The organism is Polaribacter staleyi (genome assembly GCF_038024045.1).
In the GTDB taxonomy this organism is placed as follows: domain Bacteria; phylum Bacteroidota; class Bacteroidia; order Flavobacteriales; family Flavobacteriaceae; genus Polaribacter; species Polaribacter butkevichii.
The window spans coordinates 419385-441037 of sequence record NZ_CP150665.1 but is presented as its reverse complement, the minus strand read 5'-3'; the positions used below and the strand labels follow the sequence as shown (position 1 = coordinate 441037).

The 21653-nt window shown below is 31.0% G+C and carries 21 protein-coding genes; 10 read left to right on the top strand and 11 right to left on the bottom strand.

Annotated features, from left to right (window positions below; translation table 11 throughout):
* Positions 1-109 precede the first annotated feature (109 nt).
* From WHD07_RS01625 to WHD07_RS01585, 9 genes are all read right to left on the bottom strand, one after another.
* On the bottom strand, positions 110-1063 hold the full coding sequence (locus WHD07_RS01625; RefSeq protein WP_343329786.1) for a 2OG-Fe(II) oxygenase: 954 nt from the start codon (positions 1061-1063) through the stop codon (positions 110-112).
* A gap of 169 nt (positions 1064-1232) precedes the next feature.
* The gene (locus tag WHD07_RS01620) at positions 1233-1583 is read right to left on the bottom strand and encodes a hypothetical protein (protein ID WP_343329785.1); all 351 of its coding nucleotides are present in this window, start codon (positions 1581-1583) and stop codon (positions 1233-1235) included.
* Between the two features lie 60 nt (positions 1584-1643).
* Positions 1644-2045 (bottom strand): nuclear transport factor 2 family protein, encoded by a 402-nt coding sequence (locus WHD07_RS01615; RefSeq protein WP_343329784.1) that lies wholly within the window; start codon positions 2043-2045, stop codon positions 1644-1646.
* Between the two features lie 12 nt (positions 2046-2057).
* A complete protein-coding gene (locus tag WHD07_RS01610; RefSeq protein ID WP_343329783.1) occupies positions 2058-2903 on the bottom strand; it encodes an enoyl-CoA hydratase/isomerase family protein in 846 nt (281 codons plus the stop codon).
* A 124-nt stretch (positions 2904-3027) separates the two neighbouring features.
* Positions 3028-3891, bottom strand: coding sequence for an AraC family transcriptional regulator (locus tag WHD07_RS01605; RefSeq protein WP_343329782.1), 864 nt, complete (start codon positions 3889-3891; stop codon positions 3028-3030).
* A gap of 118 nt (positions 3892-4009) precedes the next feature.
* Positions 4010-5128, bottom strand: a complete 1119-nt coding sequence (locus tag WHD07_RS01600; RefSeq protein WP_343329781.1) for an L-dopachrome tautomerase-related protein — start codon at positions 5126-5128, stop codon at positions 4010-4012.
* Between the two features lie 149 nt (positions 5129-5277).
* A complete protein-coding gene (locus tag WHD07_RS01595; protein WP_343329780.1) occupies positions 5278-5751 on the bottom strand; it encodes a cupin domain-containing protein in 474 nt (157 codons plus the stop codon).
* Between the two features lie 279 nt (positions 5752-6030).
* Entirely contained in the window at positions 6031-7764 is a 1734-nt protein-coding gene (locus WHD07_RS01590) for a zinc-binding alcohol dehydrogenase family protein (protein WP_343329779.1), read from the bottom strand.
* Positions 7765-7933: 169 nt separating this feature from the next.
* The gene (locus WHD07_RS01585) at positions 7934-8233 is read right to left on the bottom strand and encodes a putative quinol monooxygenase (RefSeq protein ID WP_105048566.1); all 300 of its coding nucleotides are present in this window, start codon (positions 8231-8233) and stop codon (positions 7934-7936) included.
* Between the two features lie 540 nt (positions 8234-8773).
* Here WHD07_RS01585 and WHD07_RS01580 point away from each other — a divergent pair.
* The 6 genes from WHD07_RS01580 to pepT all read left to right on the top strand — a co-directional run bounded on the left by WHD07_RS01580 (position 8774) and on the right by pepT (position 15909).
* The gene (locus WHD07_RS01580) at positions 8774-11113 is read left to right on the top strand and encodes an outer membrane beta-barrel protein (RefSeq protein ID WP_343329778.1); all 2340 of its coding nucleotides are present in this window, start codon (positions 8774-8776) and stop codon (positions 11111-11113) included.
* A gap of 84 nt (positions 11114-11197) precedes the next feature.
* Positions 11198-11626 carry a hypothetical protein gene (locus tag WHD07_RS01575; RefSeq protein WP_343329777.1) on the top strand — a complete coding sequence of 143 codons (429 nt, stop codon included), beginning with the start codon at positions 11198-11200 and terminating at the stop codon, positions 11624-11626.
* A 34-nt stretch (positions 11627-11660) separates the two neighbouring features.
* Positions 11661-12248: a penicillin-binding protein activator LpoB gene (locus WHD07_RS01570; protein ID WP_343329776.1), complete on the top strand. Its 588-nt coding sequence runs from the start codon at positions 11661-11663 to the stop codon at positions 12246-12248.
* A 68-nt stretch (positions 12249-12316) separates the two neighbouring features.
* Positions 12317-13732: a hypothetical protein gene (locus tag WHD07_RS01565; protein WP_343329775.1), complete on the top strand. Its 1416-nt coding sequence runs from the start codon at positions 12317-12319 to the stop codon at positions 13730-13732.
* Between the two features lie 376 nt (positions 13733-14108).
* Entirely contained in the window at positions 14109-14666 is a 558-nt protein-coding gene (locus WHD07_RS01560) for a hypothetical protein (protein ID WP_343329774.1), read from the top strand.
* 1 nt (position 14667) lies between these two features.
* On the top strand, positions 14668-15909 hold the full coding sequence (gene pepT / locus WHD07_RS01555; RefSeq protein WP_343329773.1) for a peptidase T: 1242 nt from the start codon (positions 14668-14670) through the stop codon (positions 15907-15909).
* 149 nt (positions 15910-16058) lie between these two features.
* Here pepT and WHD07_RS01550 read toward each other — a convergent pair whose 3' ends face one another.
* Entirely contained in the window at positions 16059-16598 is a 540-nt protein-coding gene (locus WHD07_RS01550) for a 1-acyl-sn-glycerol-3-phosphate acyltransferase (RefSeq protein WP_343329772.1), read from the bottom strand.
* A gap of 208 nt (positions 16599-16806) precedes the next feature.
* On the opposite strand from WHD07_RS01550, the gene rmuC reads away from it, so the two are divergent.
* From rmuC to WHD07_RS01535, 3 genes are all read left to right on the top strand, one after another.
* Positions 16807-18150, top strand: a complete 1344-nt coding sequence (gene rmuC, locus WHD07_RS01545) for a DNA recombination protein RmuC (RefSeq protein ID WP_343329771.1) — start codon at positions 16807-16809, stop codon at positions 18148-18150.
* Positions 18151-18246: 96 nt separating this feature from the next.
* Positions 18247-18429 (top strand): hypothetical protein, encoded by a 183-nt coding sequence (locus WHD07_RS01540; protein ID WP_343329770.1) that lies wholly within the window; start codon positions 18247-18249, stop codon positions 18427-18429.
* A gap of 112 nt (positions 18430-18541) precedes the next feature.
* On the top strand, positions 18542-18727 hold the full coding sequence (locus tag WHD07_RS01535) for a CsbD family protein (protein ID WP_343329769.1): 186 nt from the start codon (positions 18542-18544) through the stop codon (positions 18725-18727).
* Positions 18728-18836: 109 nt separating this feature from the next.
* Here WHD07_RS01535 and glyA read toward each other — a convergent pair whose 3' ends face one another.
* Positions 18837-20111 carry a serine hydroxymethyltransferase gene (gene glyA, locus WHD07_RS01530; RefSeq protein ID WP_105048555.1) on the bottom strand — a complete coding sequence of 425 codons (1275 nt, stop codon included), beginning with the start codon at positions 20109-20111 and terminating at the stop codon, positions 18837-18839.
* A gap of 200 nt (positions 20112-20311) precedes the next feature.
* On the opposite strand from glyA, the gene fahA reads away from it, so the two are divergent.
* Entirely contained in the window at positions 20312-21589 is a 1278-nt protein-coding gene (fahA, locus tag WHD07_RS01525; RefSeq protein ID WP_343329768.1) for a fumarylacetoacetase, read from the top strand.
* Positions 21590-21653: the final 64 nt, after the last annotated feature.

Here is a 21653-nt window from a genome sequence, read left to right as displayed (position 1 = left end):
ACATCTTCTTGTTTTTTTGAATCCTACTATAAAATTCTGATACTAGTTTTGCCACTATTCTTAGATATAACACAGTTAAATAGAGTAAGATAAACGATTTTTAGTCTTTTTAAAAAGGTGCAAAGGTATCTTTGGGACTCTTAGGCACACTCCAACGCTCACGAGCACTAATGTTTTCTGATGTAACAACGTTAGATGCTGAGTTATCAACACTACCGTAGCTACTTGCTCCTCCTCTTGGAATTTGCATACGGTCTCCGTATAACCACACAACCAAATTACTTCGTTGCCCGCTTATAATTGGGTGCGTTGCATGTGCAACATCACCTCTGTGAATTATTGCTTTCCCTGATTCAAAAGTAGTTTGCACCGTTTTCCCTGTGGTTTTATCGTAAAAATCAACTTGCGAACCTGTAAATGCTTCTTCGGGTAAGTTCATGTTAATATTCAAGGTAGCAGCCGAGGCATCGGTATGGGCATGTAAATCCTTATCTTTATCTGGGTTGTACTGAATAGAAAAACCAAATGTTTGGTTGTCATAACCATAAGTACCCAATAACAAACGCGCAATCGGACGCATATAACGGTCCATAATATCGTTATAAAATGCCTGAAAATTCGGTGCTGCAAGATAACCTTCTGAGCGTGGATCAAGCATAATTCCATAACGATTCAATTGTATTCCGTATGGTGCTCGTTTAGGAATTTGTGAATTTACTACAGCTTCTAAATATTTACGAAAATCCGCTAAGCGTTCTGGGTTAAAAAACTGAGCAACATAAACACCAGGACTAATTTCTTCCCATAAATCAGCAACAACATTTTCTTTTTTTGGATTTTCCCAAGCATCTTTAATGGCCTTTTGTAACCGTGGATCAAGCAGTGATTCATTAGGAACTAGTAAATTGTCTTTGTTTTCAATTTCCCATTCTGCCCAAGCATCTTCCAATATTTTCTGGTTATTGTTCCAAAAGTGTGAAACTGAAGCTTCACGATTTAACGAGGCTTCACGAGAAGGTAAAGTAAGCGCACGAGCTTCTTCTAATATATTTTTATTTGTCATTGTTTTTATATTTTTTTACCAAAAACTGTCGCAATAGGATATTTTGGTTTTTATGTATTTCTGTTTATCTATTAATCAATCTGACTACAAAGGTAGTCTTAGATAGCACTATTTTTTTTGTAGTAAAAACGGTTGTTTAGGTATATTTCAAGGTTTTATTTTATTAAAATTATTTTACAAATCCGCCGTAACGACTCATAATACTAGTTGCGCCAGATACTGCGCTTTTTAATTCTGGAGTTACATTCCCATAAACTTTAAAGCTATCCATTGTTGCGCCTTCTAAAAACAGAGTTGCAAATTGAGACCATACTTTTAGATGTGCCAAAGCGGCATCTGCATCTTGGTAACGTTCATAAATATGAATGCTTTCTAAATCTTCTACTACATACCATTCGTGATTAAGCGAACCTCCTTCTTTAAATGTAGCTGCTGTTATTTTTTCCATGGCTTCCTTGTATTTGGTTTTGTTTATTATTTTGCCATCTACCGTCCAAGCTATGTTATTATTAAGTTTCATAATGTGATATTAAATTGAAAAAAATGCCTCTTGTATAGGAGGCATTCATACTAAATTTTATTAGTCTACAAATATTGATTTTACGTGTAATGTGTCCATGTATTCTTTTATTCTAAGGATCTTACCATCAGAAAATTGAAATAAAAAGTGATACGGATTATTATATTCTCTTCCATTGGTTAATTTTCCATAGGAAATGAATTCGGCAGCAACACGATCTCCCTCTGCGGTCCAACCCATTGGTGTTAATTCTAATCCTTTTGGAATAGCAGATTTTACCATTTTTATAAGTTCTCCAATTCCGTTTTTATCCATGGTTCCTGAAACTGGTAGATCTCCTTTAATTCCCATAGATTGCCATGTTGCATCTGTATCTAAATAAGTTAAAGCGCTTGCAGCATCACCTGCAGAAAAACGTTCGAAAAAATCAAGTATCGTTTGTTTATTTTGTGCTGTATTCATAATTTCTAGTTTTTAGTTTACACCTTGTAATCCCATTAATAAAGTCTCGAAGTTTCTTTGGTTTTCCATATCATTTTGAAATCCGGTATCATCAGCTAACGTAAAACGTTTGATTGCTGGCGACTTACTCGTTGCTTGGTGTAACCAGTATGCTTCTTCTTTTAAAGCGTCTTCTATTGGTAAATCAATAGATGCATAAACAGTACGTTTTGCAGCTTCGATAGCATCTGAATTAAATTGTGACATTCTATTTACTAAATCTTCCACAAAATCGCCAATTTTATCCGCATCTAAAGCTCTATTTATAAGTCCGTAGGCTTCTGCTTGGTCTGCATCAAAATCTTTTGCAGATAAAATCACTTCTAAAGCTCTACCTAAACCAATTTGACGTGCCATTCTAGATGATCCACCACCACAAGGCAAAATTCCCATACCAACTTCCATTTGCATAAATACTGCTTTACCTCTTGCTGCAAATCGCATATCTGTTGCTAAAGCAAATTCGTGCCCGCCACCTCTAGCAAAACCTTCTATTTTACTAACGGTAATTTGCGGTAATTTACTAATACGTTGTAATACTTTTTGTAAGTCTAATAACTCAATATCTTCTCTAGCTACAGCTGTTATAGACATCTCTTTTAAGAAATTAGTATCTGCATGCGCAATGAAAATTTCTGAATGAGCAGATTGAAAAACGACTACTTTAATACTTCTGTCCTCTTCTAAAGATGCTGCTAATTCATCCAACTCTTTGATCATTGGAATATCCTGAATATTTACTGGTGGGTTATCAAAAGTTACCCAAGCTTGTCCTTCTTTTGCTGCTACTTTAAATGTTTTAAATCCTGTTGTTTTCATGGTGTTATGTTTTTAATTATTAGTGTTGTGTTTTAATTACACTGCAAATTTACAGGAGGAACCAAGGTTTAATTTGGTATAAAACAAAGCACTATTAGTAAAAAACAAGGTTATTAGTAAAAACTTAGGCTAAAGCAGCCTTAAAAGCACCAATAGTAATGCCTTTATAGGCTAAAAAAGTTTTATTTAAATGTCTAGAATCTGTAAAACCGAGTTCGATTGCTATTTCTGAGAATTGTAAATCGGTATATTTAAGTCGTGTTTCTACTAACTTCAATTTATAATTAATGATATACTTTTTTAGGCTAATGTCTGTATGCTTTTTAAAATATTCGCTTATATAATTATCTGCCATATGAAATTCTTCAGCAAGACTTCTAGTAGATAACAAATCTGAATTATAAATATTTGTATGAATAAAATTTATGATTTGCTGAATTTTTGAAGACTCTACAACCTTGGCAGTCATATCGGTATTTAAAAACTGAATGTTTCTAGCAATCAAATGAAGAATAACGGATAATGAATTTTGAATGATAAACACATCATAGGATTGTTTTTTCAAATTTTCAGTAGAAACCATTTTAATTAAAGACACTAGGTGTAGTTTGTCTGATTCTGTTTCAAACTGCATTTCACGTAATTGGTGACTTTCGCTATTTAAAATACCTTCAATTTTACGAAACCAATCGTTAACAGGAAGTGTATCGTTTTGCGTATGCGTATTTCTGAAAAAACTTTTTAAAAACTTGATAGCAACAGTAGATGTGGGTGTTTCTGGATTAACAATGTAAATATCATCTGGAACGAACACAAAAACGCTATTTGCCGTATAGTTCACCATTTTTCCATTAATCTTTATGGTTCCTGTACCTTCTTCAAAATAAACAATTTCAAAAAAACGAATGGTAGTATACTTACAAAAGTCAAAAAAGGTTTGCTTTTTATATTCTGCGATAACTATATTTTCTATAATGGTTCTTGGCATAATTCGTTTTTTATAAAGTTAAACATTCTATGAATAGAAAAAGCCACTTTAAATTAGTGACTTCTTCTTGCTATTAATCAATAATAAATAGGGATATAACTATTAATCAACACTTAAATTATCTAAAAGAAACCCCTGTTGTAATAGGTTTAAATCTGAAAATGTAAAATGGTTTTGTAGACAAATCTTTACCATCATTAAATACAGCCCCTTTGTTTACTTGTGCTGCGGAAACGTACATATAACCATCTACATGATTGTAACTTACACCATCTGGCCAAACCATATTAGCATCTTTCACCATGGTTTTTACACTTCTATCTTTTGCTAAAACTACAGCGACACTATTGGTTTCTATAGCTGTTAAATAAATATTACCAGCGATATCAATACTCATTCCGCCATTGTTTGGTTTTTCGGAATAGGTTTCAATTTTATCATCTAATTCTGCTTCCGTAAAATCTTCATTTACTAAATCTAACGTTTTAATTCTGTAGATTTTTGTTCCGTTTAACGGACCATAATAAATGTATTCAAAGTTAATATCGACAGTAATTCCGTCATTTCCTACCAACAAATCTTTACCGTTAACCGCTAAATGTTTTCCGTTAATTACCGTCGGTGTATTTTCTGGTAATGTTGTGCGTGTACCTTCTAATAATCTGCGCGTTTTACCTGTTTTCATATCCACAATAATAAACGCTGCATTGGTCCCGTCTCCCCCATTTCCAATACCTTCATCTGCAATTATAAAATAACCGTTTTTAGTATCAACAACCATATCATTGGGTTGTGCATGCTTTGGTACTACCGATTTTGGTAAATAATAAATACGTTCTAACTGATTGGTTTTTGTGTTCCAACCCACTATTTTAGGCGTTACATGATCACGTTGCGCCATATCTAGCATCCAAACAATTCCGTTTTCATCGTTTCTAATACCTAACACATTACTTAGATAATTATCGTCGGTTGTTCTTGGTGTATTCCACGCTTTATTAGGAAACGGTTTGCTTTCTTTGGTTTTTGCATCCATAATCATGACTCTGTTTTCCGGTGAGAAAAAAGGATGATGACTATATACTAAATCGCCAGTATCTGTAAATGTAATATTACCAACTGCTTGATTTGTTGTTGTAAAGACTTCGGTTTCACCAATTGTATTTTGTGAATTTACAGTATAAATGGCAAACACTATTGTAAAACTGAAGGATGTAATTATAGATTTGAAATTCATGTTTTGTATTATTTATTTCTTGTCAGTTCGAGTGAAATTCTTTTTCAGAATTTTGTATCGAGAACTTTTAGAGTTAATAAACTTCTCGATACATTTTTATTTTCATTGCATTTCAATAAAAACACTCGAAGTGACAATCTTTTAAAATTTTATTTACTCTTTTTTAAATACTCTGGTAACTCTTTAGATAACCAATCTTCACGCACAGGAACATGTACATCTAAATCTACGGTTTCTTCTAAAGCCCAAAATTCATGCGGTACATTTTCTGGAAACACAATAACTTCTCCAGCTCCAACTTCTACAAACGTTTCTTTACCATCAATAATGGTTTTAATTTTTACTTTACCAGACATGATATAAGTAATCTGCTCGTTTGGATGGTGATGCCAAGGAAGATGCGCTCCTTTTTCTAAATTGAAAATGGTCATTTGTCCTTTTTCACCATGAAACCATTTACGTTGGATCCCTTCTCCAATAGTTTCTGATTCCAAATCGTCAAAATTGAAATGCTGCACTTTTGAAGTGGCAATAGAATCTTTGGTGGTGACTTGCGCATTTGCTGTATTATTGACAAATATTGCTGTTACTGCTAATGCGGCTATAATGGATTTGAAATTCATTTTTTTAGTGTTTATTTTTTGTCAGTTCGAGTGAAATTCTTTTTCAGAATTTTGTATCGAGAACTTTTGTTTTAGTTAAGCTTCTCGATATTAATTTCTCGTACCTCGAAATTCACTCGAAGTGACAATTGTTTTTATTTTGACTGTATTTCTATAAAAACACTCGAAGTGTCATTTTATTGATCATTCAATTTTATATAAGCTTTTCGATACAAATTTCTCGTGCCTCAAAATTCACTCGAAGTGACAATTCTATTTATGTTTTACTTCCTGAAAAGATTAAAACCCTTCTAAAACTATTTTGCCTTTTGCTTTTCCTGTTTCTAAGAAAGCATGTGCTTTACGAAGGTTTTCTGCATTGATAATTCCGAAGTTTTCACCTAAAGTGGTTTTAATGGTTCCGTTATCAATTAAACTAGAAACTTTGTTTAAAATATGGTGCTGCTCTATCATATCTTCGGTTTGAAACATAGATCGTGTGAACATAAATTCCCAATGTGTTGAAACCGATTTTAATTTAAACGGCATAATATTAAACGTTTTTGGATCGTCAATAAATCCGAATTTACCTTGTGGTTTAATTAGTTTAACGATCTCATCTGCGTGTTGCTCCGTTCCGTTTAAACTCACTACATAATCTGGCGCAGGAAGGTTGTCTTTTTCAAACTCTTCACTTAATTTGTTTCTGTGATTAATAACAGCATCTGCTCCTAAATCTTTTAACCATGCTGTAGTTTCTTCACGAGAAGCTGTACCAATAATATTCAGTTTTGTTAACTTTTTAGCTAATTGTACTAATATAGAACCAACACCACCAGCGGCACCAATAACTAGAATGGATTTGCTAGCATCGTCTTTTGAAACCTGTAATCTATCGAACAACATTTCGTAAGCCGTAAGTGAAGTTAACGGTAAAGCTGCAGCTTCCGCATACGACAAACTAGATGGTTTTTTACCAACAATACGTTCGTCTACAACTTGGTATTGTGCATAACTTCCTTGACGTGTAAAATCTCCTGCGTACCAAACTTCATCACCAACTTTAAACAAAGAAACATCGTCACCAACTTCTTTTACAACTCCTGTTGCGTCCCAACCAATAACTTTCCAATCATCCCCTTCTACTGGCATTCCTGCACGTACTTTGTAATCTGCAGGGTTTACAGAAATAATTGGCGCAGCAATATGCGGTTGTGCTAATAACCAAGCCAAAGCCACCGTTGCTGGTTTGCTACTATGTTTTGCTGATATAGTATCTAATGCGTTGATAATAGCCAACCCTTTTGTATTTAAATACTGTTTTGCTCCTTCACCTCGTACACTTTTACCTAAATCAGATTCTGACCTATATTTACCAGTTAAAAATCCGCTTGCTAAAGAATAATACGTCATTACACTTAATCCATATTTATCTACAATATCTGCATATTTAGATTCATAATTTTCACGTTCTACCAAATTATAATGAGGTTGTAAAGCTACATATTTAGGTAGGTTGTTTTCTTCGGAAACTTTAAAAGACTCTAATAAACGTTCTGGTGATAAATTTGAAGCAGCAATATGACGCACTTTTCCTGCTTTTATAACTTCGTCATAAGCAGATAAAGTTTCTTCAACAGGAGTTACGTTATCATCAAAATGCGTGTAATACAAATCAATATAATCAGTTTTAAGACGTTTTAAAGACTCGTCAACCGATTTTAAAATGTGTTTTTTACTAATATCAATTGGGTGTTCTTTGGTTTCTGAACCTACCTTTGTTGCAACAACCATTTGGTTTCTGTTACCACGTGCTTTCATCCATTTACCTATAATCTCTTCAGATTGTCCTCCAACACCATTTACCCACCAACTGTAAGTATCTGCTGTATCTATAAAATTGAATCCTGCTCCTGTAAAAGCATCTAAAATATCGAAAGATTGTTTTTCGTCTAAAGTCCAACCAAAAACATTACCACCAAAATTTATGCGAGATACTTCTAAATCTGTTTTTCCTATGTTTACTTTTTTCATGTTATTTTCTTTAATTTATAGTTACAAAGATCTTATAACATCATAAATAGTCCTTGGTATAAAAAAATACTATTTATGGTACATATTGTCCTTAATTAATTCATCTAATAACTTAATTAATTTGATCTAAGGTCCACCTATTTTCTTTTTTTTAAGATGCGTTTTTTATCTAATTGACTATTTCTGTCATTTCATTTAGAATGAACTCATCAACTTTACCTTCTGTTACTTTTAAATAATGAGCTAAATATTTATTACCCATATGTTTTTGCCACAACTCGCGGTTTATCCATTTTTCATGGAATAAAAATAAATTTGGATTTTCATTATCTTGATGTAAGTCATAACTAATATTACCTTCTTCAGCTCTTGTTACATCTAATAACTTTAATAATTCAGCTTTTACAAAGGCTCTATGCTCTTCTTTTACAACAATTCTTGCAATTATAGTCAAATATGATTTTTTCATAATAGTATATATTTTATTATTTTCTATGCAAAGTTACAGAGATAAGACAATCTTCTCTATGTATATAAAACGGATAATAATGTATATTTAAAGGTTAATCCGCAAAAAAAGCGGATGATAAATTACTTTTTATTCGATTTTCTATAAAATTATTATAAAACTAAAACACAACACTAATAAAGTAAGTCTTAAAACCTTTTTAAATACAAGTAAATATTTAAAGCTTTAGAAAAAGCGACGTGGTAAAAACATTTTTTAAATTGGTTTTAAATAAAGGTTTTAAAGGTAGATAATGTAGAAACACCACAAAGGCAGTAAATTTTTATTGGCTTCATAAGAGATTCATTTTTAACCATTACAATTACACTTTTATTAAAAATATATAAAGATCAATGCAGATATTATAAGCAATTCGTTTTATGTTAATTAATAAATCTCATCTAAAGAATTTATAATTAATATTGCATAAAAAAATAAATGTTTAGAAAAATTATTTTACTTCTTGTTATTAGCTTTTTTTCTTCCCAACTTTTTTCTCAAATGGATATTACCATTTCTGGAATTGTAAAAGAAAAAGAAACACAACAAACCATTCCTTATGCAAATATTCTGGTAAAGACTGTAAAAGGAAATGCTTTTATTACCGGTACTGCAACCAATGATCTAGGACGTTTTAGTATTGATAATATAAAACCCGGAAACTACATTTTAGAAGTGTCTATTATGGGGTTTAAAACCAAAGCACAAACTATTTATGTAGGTCGTCTTTCTAAATTTTTAGATATTAAAACCATTGAACTTTCGGAGGATAGTATTTCTCTTGATGAAATTGTGGTAACATCTTCACAAGATGAAATTAGCTCTAAAATGGATAAGAAAACCTATTCTTTAAAAGACAATATTAGTCAGAATGGAGGCTCTGTTTTACAAGCAATGCAAAATCTACCGAGTGTTACACTGCAAGAAGGAAAAGTACAATTAAGAGGTAATGATAAGGTAACCGTACTAATTGATGGCAAACAAACTGCCTTAACTGGTTTTGGAAATCAAACTGGGTTGGATAATATTCCTGCTTCGGCTATAGAAAAAATTGAAATTATTAACAATCCTTCAGCTAAATATGATGCCAATGGAAATGCTGGAATCATCAATATTATTTTCAAGAAAAATAAAGTACAAGGTTTTAATGGTAAAGTTGGTTTTACAGGAGGTCTAGGATCGTTATGGGAGCGTAAAGCAAATTTACCAGACATTAGACCACAGTACACGTTTACGCCAAAAATTAATCCGTCTTTATCGCTTAATTATAGAAAAAATAAGGTAAATCTATTTTTTCAAGGCGATTATTTGTACACAGAAACCTTGAATAAAAATGAATTTGTTAATCGGGTTTATGATGATGGCACAATTATTAACAGACAAACTAAAAGGAATAGAGATACTAAATTTACAACTCTAAAATCTGGTTTAGATTGGAGTATAAATGACCAGAATTCTTTAACAATTTCTGGGTTATTTGGAAGTGAAGTTATTATTGATAATGGCGATGAACCTTTTGTTGATAAAAACAATGAACGCTTGTATTTATGGAGGTTTTTAGAAGATGAAGTTAAAACAACCATTATGGCAACTGCCAGTTATCAGCATAAATTTGAAGAAGCAGGCCGTTTATTAAACATCGGTTTTAACTACACGTTTCATAGAGAAGATGAAAAATATTTTTTCGAAAACATACGTCCCACTTTTACAGGTTTAGACTCTTTTGTATTGCTTTCTGATGAACAAGTTTATGATTTTAATATTGATTATATAAAACCTCTAAAACATGGTAAGTTCGAAACCGGAATTAAACTAAGAAAACGAAACATACCTATTAATATGGATTTTTTTCAAGGACAAAACTCACCAATTGATGCAGGTGCTGGTGGTTGGGCAGAATACAAAGAATTAATTCCTGCTGTGTATGGAAATTATAGTTTTGAAAACGAAAAATATGAAGCAGAAATTGGCTTGCGTTTAGAATATGTCGATTTAAATTACCTTGTAAATCCAGATCACAACACATACTCTAGCGACGGATACAATTATACAGAACCTTTCCCAAATATGCGATTTGCCTATAAAATGAATGAAAACAATAAGGTTTCTTTGTTTTACAATCGTCGTGTAGACAGACCAAATGAAGTAGATATCCGTATTTTTCCGAAGTATGATGATGCAGAATTGATAAAAGTAGGAAACCCAGGATTGCGTCCGCAATTTACCAACCTTATTGAATTAGGTTATAAAACCAATTGGAAAAAAGGAAGCTTGTATACAGCCTTATATCATCGTTTTGCAGATGGTACTATTACTAGAATTTCTTCTACAGATGGTACAAGTAATATACTTTACGCCATTTTTCAAAATGCAGGGAAAAGTTATAACTCAGGCTTAGAAATGGTTTACGAACAAGATCTTACAGATTGGTACTCTATGAATATTAATGGAAACCTTTATCGAAATCAAATTAATGCTTTTTCAGTTGAAAATTTATACCCACAACCCAATACCTTTTTTGCCGCCCAACAAGCCATTGCTTCAGGGAGTTTAAAAATAAATAACACCCTACAACTTTCCAATAAAGTAAACGCACAATTAAGTGCAGTATATTTAGCAGCTGATATTATTCCGCAAGGAAAAATAAAGTCTCGATTTTCTTTAGATTTTGGTATTAAAAAGAACATACAAAAAGGCAAGGGAGAAATTTTCTTAAATGCAACCGATCTTTTAAATACTATGGTAGTAAAAACAGAAATTACTGGAGATGTATTTAGTTATACAAGTGCCAATTATTCAGAATCGCAAGTAATACGATTGGGATATAGCTATAAGTTTTAAAATATTAATTGCCTTAAAAAAACCATATCCTTTTGTAAGTATTGGCACAGTATTTGGACTATTATCAATATAAAAACAGATACAATGAAAACCAAAATTTTAACAGTCATCCTTATTACATTTGTTGGTTTTATAGGAATGGCACAACAATCAGAAGTGTTGGTAATGGATCAAAATCCAAACTATCAAACTAGTTTACATAAATATACTGCAGCAAACGAGGTAAATTCTAAAACCTTATTACAAGGTACTACGGTACAAGAAACGTACACCGCTATAGATCCTATGGAAGCAAAAAGGCAACGTAAAGAACTAAGAAAATATTTTAGATCTCAACGTCCGTTGTGGAGACATCAAGAACGTTTAGAACGTGCTAAAAACCCTGCTACATATTACCATAGTGGTTATAATGGTTTTTCTAATAATTACAGATATAACCGATTTAATAATGGTTATTTAAATAGCAATTCTTTATTAAATTTAGGGCTATTAGGGTATTTGATTTTTGATTAACTTTACATATTAAAAAAATATATTTTATAAAAAGATGAGAAAACAATTTGTTATTATAGGTTTAATTATAAGTGCATTAACCTTAGGTTCTTGTGCTAGAAAAGTAATTCGTGTAGATACTGATACACAAATAGATGTAAGTGGTAGATGGAATGATACCGATTCTAGATTGGCTGCAGAAGAGTTAACCGCAGAAATATTAAACGGCGATTGGCTAACCGATTTTATGCAAGCAAATGGTGGTAAAAAACCAGTTTTAATTGTTGGTTTGGTTAGAAATAAATCTCATGAGCATATAGAAGCAGAAACATTTACAAAAGATATTGAAAAAGCTTTTATAAAAAGACAAGTAGCTAGAATAGTTTCTGGTGGAGAAATGAGGGAAGAATTAAGAGCAGAACGTGCAGATCAACAAGACAATTCGTCTCTTTCTACCATGAAAAAATTTGGTTTAGAAACAGGTGCCGATTTTATGTTACAAGGTAATATCAACTCAATTGTAGATGCTCATAAAAGACAAAAAGTTACCTATTATCAAATAGATTTAGAGCTTACCAATATTCAAACAAACGAAAAAGTTTGGATTGGTGATAAGAAAATTAAAAAGTTTATTAAAAATTAAGACTGTTTAAATGGTTTTCCTAATTTTTTAGGAAAGCCATTTCTTATACGATAGCCGCTCATTTTTACATGAAAAAAGCATCTCTAAAAATTGCATATTGCACCTCTTTCTTTATCGTTTTCTTATTTTTTAGTAGTTGCGCTTCTTATAATACGAAGAGTCAAAAATTTCAAGCAGCGCTGCAACAAGGAAATATAGAAAAAGCGTTAAACGATATTGATAAAAATTCTTTCTTAAAAAAGAATAGAAATTCGCTGCTCTACTTTTTAGAAAAAGGAAAAATTGCTTACTTAAATGAGAACTACGAATTAAGTAATACCTTTTTAAATAAGGCCGATTTTTTTATAGAAGAAAACAAAAGAGCCGTTGGTAATGCTGTTTTAGGAGTCCTTTTAAATCCCGAGAAAGAAACGTATACAGGTGAAGATTTTGAAAAAATTGCGATTCATTATTACAAAGCATTAAATTATATTTTTCTACAAAAACCAGATGATGCACTGGTAGAAGCTAAAAGAATTAACCTGCAATTACAACAACTTAACGACAAATATCCCGAAGGGAAAAAAAACAGATACAATTCGGATGCTTTTGCCTTAAACTTACAAGGCTTTTTATATGAGGCTTCTGGTGATATAAATAATGCTTTTATTTCGTATCGAAATGCGGCAGATTTATATTTGGCAAATAAGGGTTCTTTTATGGGAACTCCCCTCCCCGAACAACTTAAAAAAGATGTATTACGTACTGCTGCTTCTTTGGGGTTTATAAATGAATTACACAGATATGAAAACATATTTGGTATTACTCACCAAATAAATAAAACAGCTACAGAAGGCGAATTAATTCTTTTTTGGGAAAACGGTTTGGTGCCTTTTAAAGAACAAAACTACTTTAGTTTTACCGTTTTACCTGGTAAAACAGATGGTATTGTTTCTATTTATAATAAAGAGCTAGATTTAAAATTACCAATTCCGATTAGTAACGATTATAATAAAAAACAATCTTTTTCTGATATCAATATTTTTAATGTTGCTTTTCCAAAATACATGGCAAGAACTCCTTATTTTTCTGGGGCAACTATTTTAAAAGATAGTACTAAAATTGGTAGCTTACAAATGGCACAAAATTATGAAGACATTGCTTTTAAAACTTTAAAGGATAGAACTTTAAGAGAAATTGGTAAAACTGCTATTCGATTAGGTACTAAAAAGTTATCTGAATCTCTTTTAAGAGATCAGAATAAAGATTTAGGTGCTGTATTAGGTATTTTTAATGCCTTGTCTGAACATGCAGATACACGTAATTGGCAGAGTTTACCCAATGCAATTTATTATGTCAGAATTCCATTAAAAAAAGGAGAAAACACCATTTCTGTTCTTTTAAAAACTACGGATGGAACTACCCAAGAAGAAAAAATTAAGGTTCAAGGAGGAAAAGGGATCCAATTTAAAAAAATCATCACGCTTCAGTCTTTCAGTCATTAAAAATAGACATTGACTTACTGCTATTTATCATCTATTCTTAGTTTATTTAACTCGGTACAGCATTGTTTGTATTTATCTATTCTAAGAAAATTATTAAAAATTAAATATAAAAAATTGATTGTCTTGGTATTGTAAAAAGGAAAAATAAAAAGAAAGAGAATTTTAAACTTTATCCTTATTTTTACAATATTCTTGTTAACTTGCAGTAAGAATATAAAGGCTATAAATTGACTTTTTAGTTCATTTAACAGTATTCTTAAAAAGCCCAACAGCAATAAGTAAGTAAAACTTAGTTTAAAAATGATCCTTTCAAACAAAAAAAGAAAATATCAAATAGACCGTTTCTACGCTACTAAAATAATACTCAAATAGTTTTATGAAGAATATTTTAGTCATTTTTACAGCTATATTTCTATTCTATTCTTGTTCACAGCAATCTGAAATCAGCAAGCGTTTTAATTGTAAACCAATTAATTATAAAAATTTAGAAGTAGTAAAAGATGTTAAAAACTTGTTTTCTATAGAAATACCAAAAACATGGAAAACAAATTTATATTATGATACACTACAGTCTTCTATTTACACCGCAGACACCACAAAACAATTAACAGAATCTCTGTTATTGGATGTCACTTATGTTCAGAAAAATATTGATTTTGATACCTCTTTTAAATTAAAACAAGAGCAAGAAAATTTATCAAAAAATCTTATTCAAGTAAAATCTGAAGAGACTTCTTTCTTAGAAAAACCTTCTTATTACACCATTTCTAAAGGAAAAAAGGGAGCTTTTGATTATCAGGTTTGCCTTTTATTTATCAAACTTAATAAACAAAATTTTATACTTGCCAAGGCAGAAGTTTACGGAGACTCTGTTGTAAACACAAGGTTGTGCAATGCATTTGCACTCATAGAAAAAATTAAAATAATTCAATAAAATGATTGAAAAAAAACATATTACAGACAGATTTATAAAATACGTTACCATAGATACAGAATCAGACCCAAATAATCCTGCTTTTCCGAGTACCGAAAAACAATGGGATTTAGCACATGTTTTAGTAGACGAACTAAAGCAAATAGGTATGAAAGATGTAGATTTAGATGACAATTGCTATATCATGGCAACATTGCCTAGTAATTTAGATTACGAAGTACCAACCATTGGTTTTGTTGCACATATAGATACGAGTCCAGATTTTACAGGAAAAAATGTAAAACCTCAAATTGTAGAAAATTATCAAGGAAATGTAATTGTTTTAAATGAAGAAAAAAACATTGTTTTATCTCCAGATTATTTTGATGATTTATTACAATACAAAGGGCAAACACTAATTACTACAGATGGTACGACCCTTTTAGGTGCCGATGACAAAGCAGGTGTTACAGAAATAGTAACGGCAATGGAATATCTTATTCAACACCCAGAAATTAAACACGGTAAAATTAGAATTTGCTTTACACCAGATGAAGAAGTTGGTAAAGGAGCCCATTTATTTGATGTTGCTAAATTTGGTGCAGAATGGGCTTATACTATGGATGGAAGTCAGATTGGTGAGTTAGAATATGAAAACTTTAATGCCGCAGGAGCAAAAGTAACCATTACAGGAAAAATTGTACATCCGGGTTATGCAAAAGGAAAAATGATCAATTCTATTTTAATTGCTAATGAGTATATGGCTGCACTTCCTGCAAATGAAGTTCCAGAAAAAACAGCAGGTTATCAAGGTTTCTTTCATTTACATGATATTAATGGTAATGTAGAAGAAACTGTTTTAGAATATATTGTTAGAGATCATGATTTAGATTTATTTGAAAAAAGAAAAAATTTAATGCATAAAATTGCTTTGGATTTTAATGAAAAATACAATCAAGAACTTATTAAAGTAACCATTAAAGACCAATACTTTAATATGAAAGAGAAAATAACTCCGGTAATGCATATTGTAGATATTGCAGAAGAAGTTATGAAAGATTTAGAAATTACACCTTTAATTAAAGCGATAAGAGGTGGTACAGATGGTTCTCAATTATCTTATAAAGGTTTGCCTTGTCCTAATATTTTTGCTGGCGGACATAATTTTCATGGTAGATATGAGTATGTACCTGTAGAATCTATGGTAAAAGCGACCGAAGTAATTATTGGTATTGCAGAAAAAGTTTCTAAAAAGTTTGCATAAAAAAAGAGTCTTCAGTAAACTGAAGACTCATCATATCATAGCATGATATTATTAATGCAAACTCATAACTAATAGAGCCCCTAATCTCGATTAGAAAATATTGCTTACGATTACAAAATTAAGCTTTTTTATTATGTTAACCTAATGGTTTAAAATAATTCAGGATTTTTTCCTTTAACACCTTCATAAAAAGAGTGAAACACCTTAAAATCAGCTTCTTTACTATCTGTTGTGTAATAAGGTTCAGAAATTTTTATTTTTTTATTTTTAAAGTCTAAGGTTGCCATAACAACGGGAACCTTAGCTCCTTTTGCTATATAATAGAAACCCGTTTTCCATTTATCAACTTTCTTTCTAGTTCCTTCAGGAGAAATACCCAATCTAAACTCTTCTTTTTCATTAAAAATGTCAATAACGGCATCTACCATATTATTACTTTTAGTTCTATCTACAGGTGTACCTCCTAAAACCCGAAAGAAAGAACCAAAAATCCCTTTAAAAAGGGATGCTTTTCCAATAAAATGAATCATTGTACCAGAAGTCATTCTAGACAATATAGCAATAGGAAAATCTAGCCAACTGGTATGAGGCGCAGCTATAACTACGTATTTTTTAGGTTGTTGAGGAAAATCGTTTTCTAATCTCCAACCTAAAAGTGTAAATAATATAAATTTTGCAATTGCTTTCATTCTATTCTTTCATCAAAGTACGAAATTAAGCATTAATTAGCTCTCTTGATAGAATTAAATAGACTTTAGACACAAAGAATCGTTAATTTTTAAATAAAAGAGGTGAACAAAAACACTTTAAAAAACGTTAAAAATACCCGTTTTCAAATGTTGATAAAGATTAAAGGGCTATAATATTTATTACATTTACAATATTAAAATTTAGAAGATGAACCAATTAATAATTTACGCTTTAATTGCACTAATATTTAGTGTGATAGGTTTTTTTATAGGAAAACTTTTAACCAAATTATATTTTGAAAAACAGAAAGGAAATATTGAAAAAGAAAAATCGAATCTAGAATTTGAAATTTCTAAACTACATGAATCAGTTAAAAATGCTGAAACTAAAATAGAAGATTTACAAAGGGAATTACGATTTATTCAAAAAGAAAAAGAAAATCTAATTTCTGATAAAACCCGTTTAGAAACCGAGTTTAAAAACGTAACAGAAAAGTTAGAAAACAATAAAAATGAAGTCGAAAAATTACAAGAAAAATTTACCAATAATTTTGAGGTTTTAGCCAATAAAATATTAGAAGAAAAATCAACAAAATTTACCCAACAAAACAAAGAAAGTTTAAAAATAATTTTAAATCCGCTTCAAGAAAAAATTAAAGTTTTTGAAGATAAAGTAGATAAAACTCACAAAGAAAGTATCGATTATCATGCCGCTTTACGTCAGCAAATTTTAGGTTTAAAAGAGATGAATTTGCAAATGAGTAAAGAAACCATCAACCTAACAAAAGCCTTAAAAGGTGATAATAAAACGCAAGGAAATTGGGGTGAATTAGTTTTGGAACGAGTTTTAGAAAAATCTGGTTTAGAGAAAGATAGAGAGTATTATGTGCAGCAAAGCTTTACTAATGATGATGGCAAGAGAATACTACCCGATGTTGTTATCCATTTGCCAGATAATAAGAAAATGATTGTAGATTCTAAAGTTTCATTAACTGCCTATGAGCAATTTGTAAATGAAGATGATGAAGTCTTAAAAGCACAATTTTTAAAAGAACATGTAGCATCGCTTAGAAGACATGTAGAACAATTAAGTGCTAAAAAATACGAAGATATTTATAAAATTGAATCACCCGATTTTGTCCTACTTTTTATACCCATAGAACCCGCTTTTGCAGTGGCAATTAATACAGATAATCACTTATACAATAAAGCTTTTGAAAAGAATATTGTTATTGTAACTCCTACTACCCTTTTGGCTACTTTAAGAACCATAGATTCTATGTGGAATAATGAAAAGCAACAAAGAAATGCCTTAGAAATAGCAAGACAAGCAGGTGCTTTGTATGACAAATTTAACGGCTTATTAAGCGATTTAGTAGGTATTGGAAAACGAATTGACGATAGTAAAAATGAATACACCAATGCTATGAATAAGCTTTTTGAAGGAAGAGGAAACTTAATTACTTCTGTAGAAAAGTTAAAGAAAATGGGCGCAAAAGCTAAAAAATCGATTCCAGAGAATATCATAAACCGTGCTATAGAAACAGATTAATTGCTAATGAGTTACTATTTAAAGGAATCTAGTTAAGCTAAAAGTGTGTTATATTTTAATTTTGAAGTAATTATTAAACTTTTAAAATATAAAAATATGTCAGATATAAAACATGAAAGAGGTTTACATCCTTTAAAAGGTACGGTTAAAACAGAAGACAAAAATTGTAAAAACCATAAGGATGGTAAAAACAAAGACAATCTAAAAAAACAAATACAAAGCTCTACTGATGAGGCAAGTGAAATTGCAGGAAAAATTAAAAGTTCAGAAAAAAAATAGTTTTTATCTATATGAGCTAAAATATTAATTGATACCATTAATATACAAACAACCATCTCTTTAAGTTTGTATTATTAACCAGTACTATTGTAAATACATAAATAAAATGAATATGAACTCGGATACAGCAAAAGGAAATTGGAAACAAATAAAGGGAGAATTTAAAGAAAAATTTGGTAGTATTACCAATGATAAAACTACAGATGCAGAAGGTACTTTTAATAAACTAGTAGGAGAAATTCAAGAAAAATATGGTGAAACTCGCGAAGCCATAGAAAAAGAAGTAAAAAGTTGGTAAACAACTATTGCTATAAATTTAAAAAGAAAAAAGCATCAAGATAATTCTTGATGCTTTTTATATTTCATATGTATTCGTAAGAGTGAATACTTAAAAACCACTGTGTGGTTTACATAACAAATAATCTTCTTGCACTCATCATATGAGCAACACGCTCACCAATTTTATGTAAAGCTTCTTCATTATCAGCATTTTGTATTGCTTCATCAATAAAGTTTACAACCGTTTTCATATCATCTTCTTCTAAACCACGTGTAGTAATTGCAGCTGTTCCAATACGGATTCCTGAAGTTACAAACGGGCTTTTATCATCAAAAGGAACCATGTTTTTGTTTACCGTAATATCTGCTTTACCAAGTGCAATTTCTGCATCTTTCCCAGAAATATCTTTATTACGTAAATCAATTAACATACAGTGGTTGTCTGTTCCACCAGAGATAATATCATATCCTTTAGCAACAAATTCTTTTGCCATTTCCGCAGCATTAGCTTTTACTTGTAATTGATATTCTAAAAACTCATCTGTTAAAGCTTCTCCAAAAGCAACAGCTTTAGCAGCAATAACGTGCTCTAAAGGTCCACCTTGGTTTCCAGGGAAAACAGAAGAATTAATTAATGTAGACATTTTTTTAGGTTTACCATTTTTTAACGTTTCTCCAAAAGGATTGTCAAAATCAGTACCAATCATAATCATACCACCTCTTGGTCCACGTAATGTTTTGTGAGTTGTAGTAGTTACAATATGACAATGAGGTATTGGGTCATTTAAAATTCCTTTAGCAATTAAACCTGCAGGATGAGAAATATCTGCCATTAAAATAGCACCAACACTATCTGCAACTTCTCTAAATTTCTTAAAATCAATATCTCTAGAATACGCAGAAGCACCTGCTATAATTAATTTAGGTTTATGTTCTTTAGCTTGTTGTGCTAAATGATCATAATCTATTCTTCCGGTAGCTTTATCTACACCATAAAAAACTGGGTTGTATAATTTACCAGAAAAATTTACAGGAGATCCATGAGTTAAATGACCTCCATGAGATAAATCAAATCCTAAAACGGTGTCTCCAGGTTTTAAACAAGCAGCATAAACCGCAGTATTTGCCTGAGAACCAGAGTGAGGTTGAACATTTACATATTCTGCACCAAATAATTCTTTAGCTCTATCTATAGCAATTTGCTCAATAACATCAACTACTTCACATCCTCCATAATATCTTTTACCAGGATATCCTTCAGCATATTTATTGGTTAAAATAGAACCTTGGGCTCTCATAACATCATCACTTACAAAGTTTTCTGAAGCGATTAATTCTAATCCATTTAACTGTCTTTCTTTTTCTTCCTGAATAAGGTCAAAAATTTGGTTGTCTAATTGCATTGTTGTTGTTGTTTTAAAAGAAGCAGTAAAAATAATAAAATCAAGTTTGTAAAAAACATCTTTTAACGATATTTTATCATTTTTTGTTATTATTATATATTTGAGAGCAAAGTACTGTTAAAAATACATTTTTCGTTGTTTTTTTATTTTCAAATGAAAAAAAATTATGTAGGTTTGATAAAAAATAAATCTCATTTAAAATGATCATAACAGCAAATAACCCTAATAGAAAATCTTGGTTAAAAGTAGATAAGAATTCAGACTTCCCTATTCAAAACATTCCTTTTGGAGTTTTTATCACCAGAGATGATATAATTACCATTGGAAGTAGAATTGGCGATTTTGCAATAGACTTAGGTGCTTTTCATCAATTAGGTTATTTTGATGGTATTCCATTAACAGATGATATTTTTCTACAAGATAACTTAAATGATTTTATTGCTGATGGTCGTAAAACATGGCGTTTGGTTAGAAATAGAATTGCAGAAGTTTTTGATGTTACCAATGGTGTTTTAAGAGATAATGCCAATCATAAAGATAAAATTATCTTTAGAATGGAAGAAGTAGAAATGTTGCTACCTGTTGCTGTTGGAGATTATACAGATTTCTATGCAAGTAAAGAACACGCTACAAATGTAGGCTCTTTATTTAGAGATCCAGAAAATGCTTTGTTACCTAATTGGTTACATGTACCAATTGGTTATCATGGTAGAAGCTCTTCTATTGTTCCTTCTGGTACAAAAATTAGAAGACCATACGGACAAACAAAACCTGCAGAAGGAACTTCAACTCCAGGATTTGGACCAACAAAATTATTAGATTTTGAGCTTGAAATGGCTTTTATTACAACTGATGCAAATGTTTTAGGAGATAGAATACCAATTGACGAAACAGAAGAATATATTTTTGGTTTGGTACAATTTAATGATTGGTCTGCACGAGACATACAAGCTTGGGAATATGTGCCTTTAGGTCCGTTTTTAGGGAAAAGTTTTGCTTCAACAATTTCTCCTTGGATAGTAACTTTAGATGCTTTAGAGCCTTTTAGAGTAGAAAGTCCTAAACAAGTTTACGAACCATTACCTTATTTAAAACAAAAAGGAAAAGGAAATTATGATATTCATTTACAAGTAGGAATTAAACCAGAAAACGGAGAAGAAACTGTGGTGGCCAATTCTAACTTTAAATATATGTATTGGACCATGGCACAACAATTAGCGCATCATACCGTAAATGGTTGTCCTGTAGAATCTGGAGATTTAATGGGATCGGGTACCATTTCTGGACCAACAAAAGATAGTTATGGTTCTATGTTAGAACTAACTTGGAGAGGGCAAAACCCTATTAAACTAAAAGATGGTACAGAGCGTAAATTTATTAATGATAATGATACCGTAATTATGCGTGCTCATTGTAAAAACGACAAAGTTCGCATTGGTTTTGGAGAATGTATAGGAAAAATATTACCTGCTAAATAATAAAACCATACATATAGTATTTTAAAGCCTCACTTTTTGTGAGGTTTTTTTGATTGAAAAAACA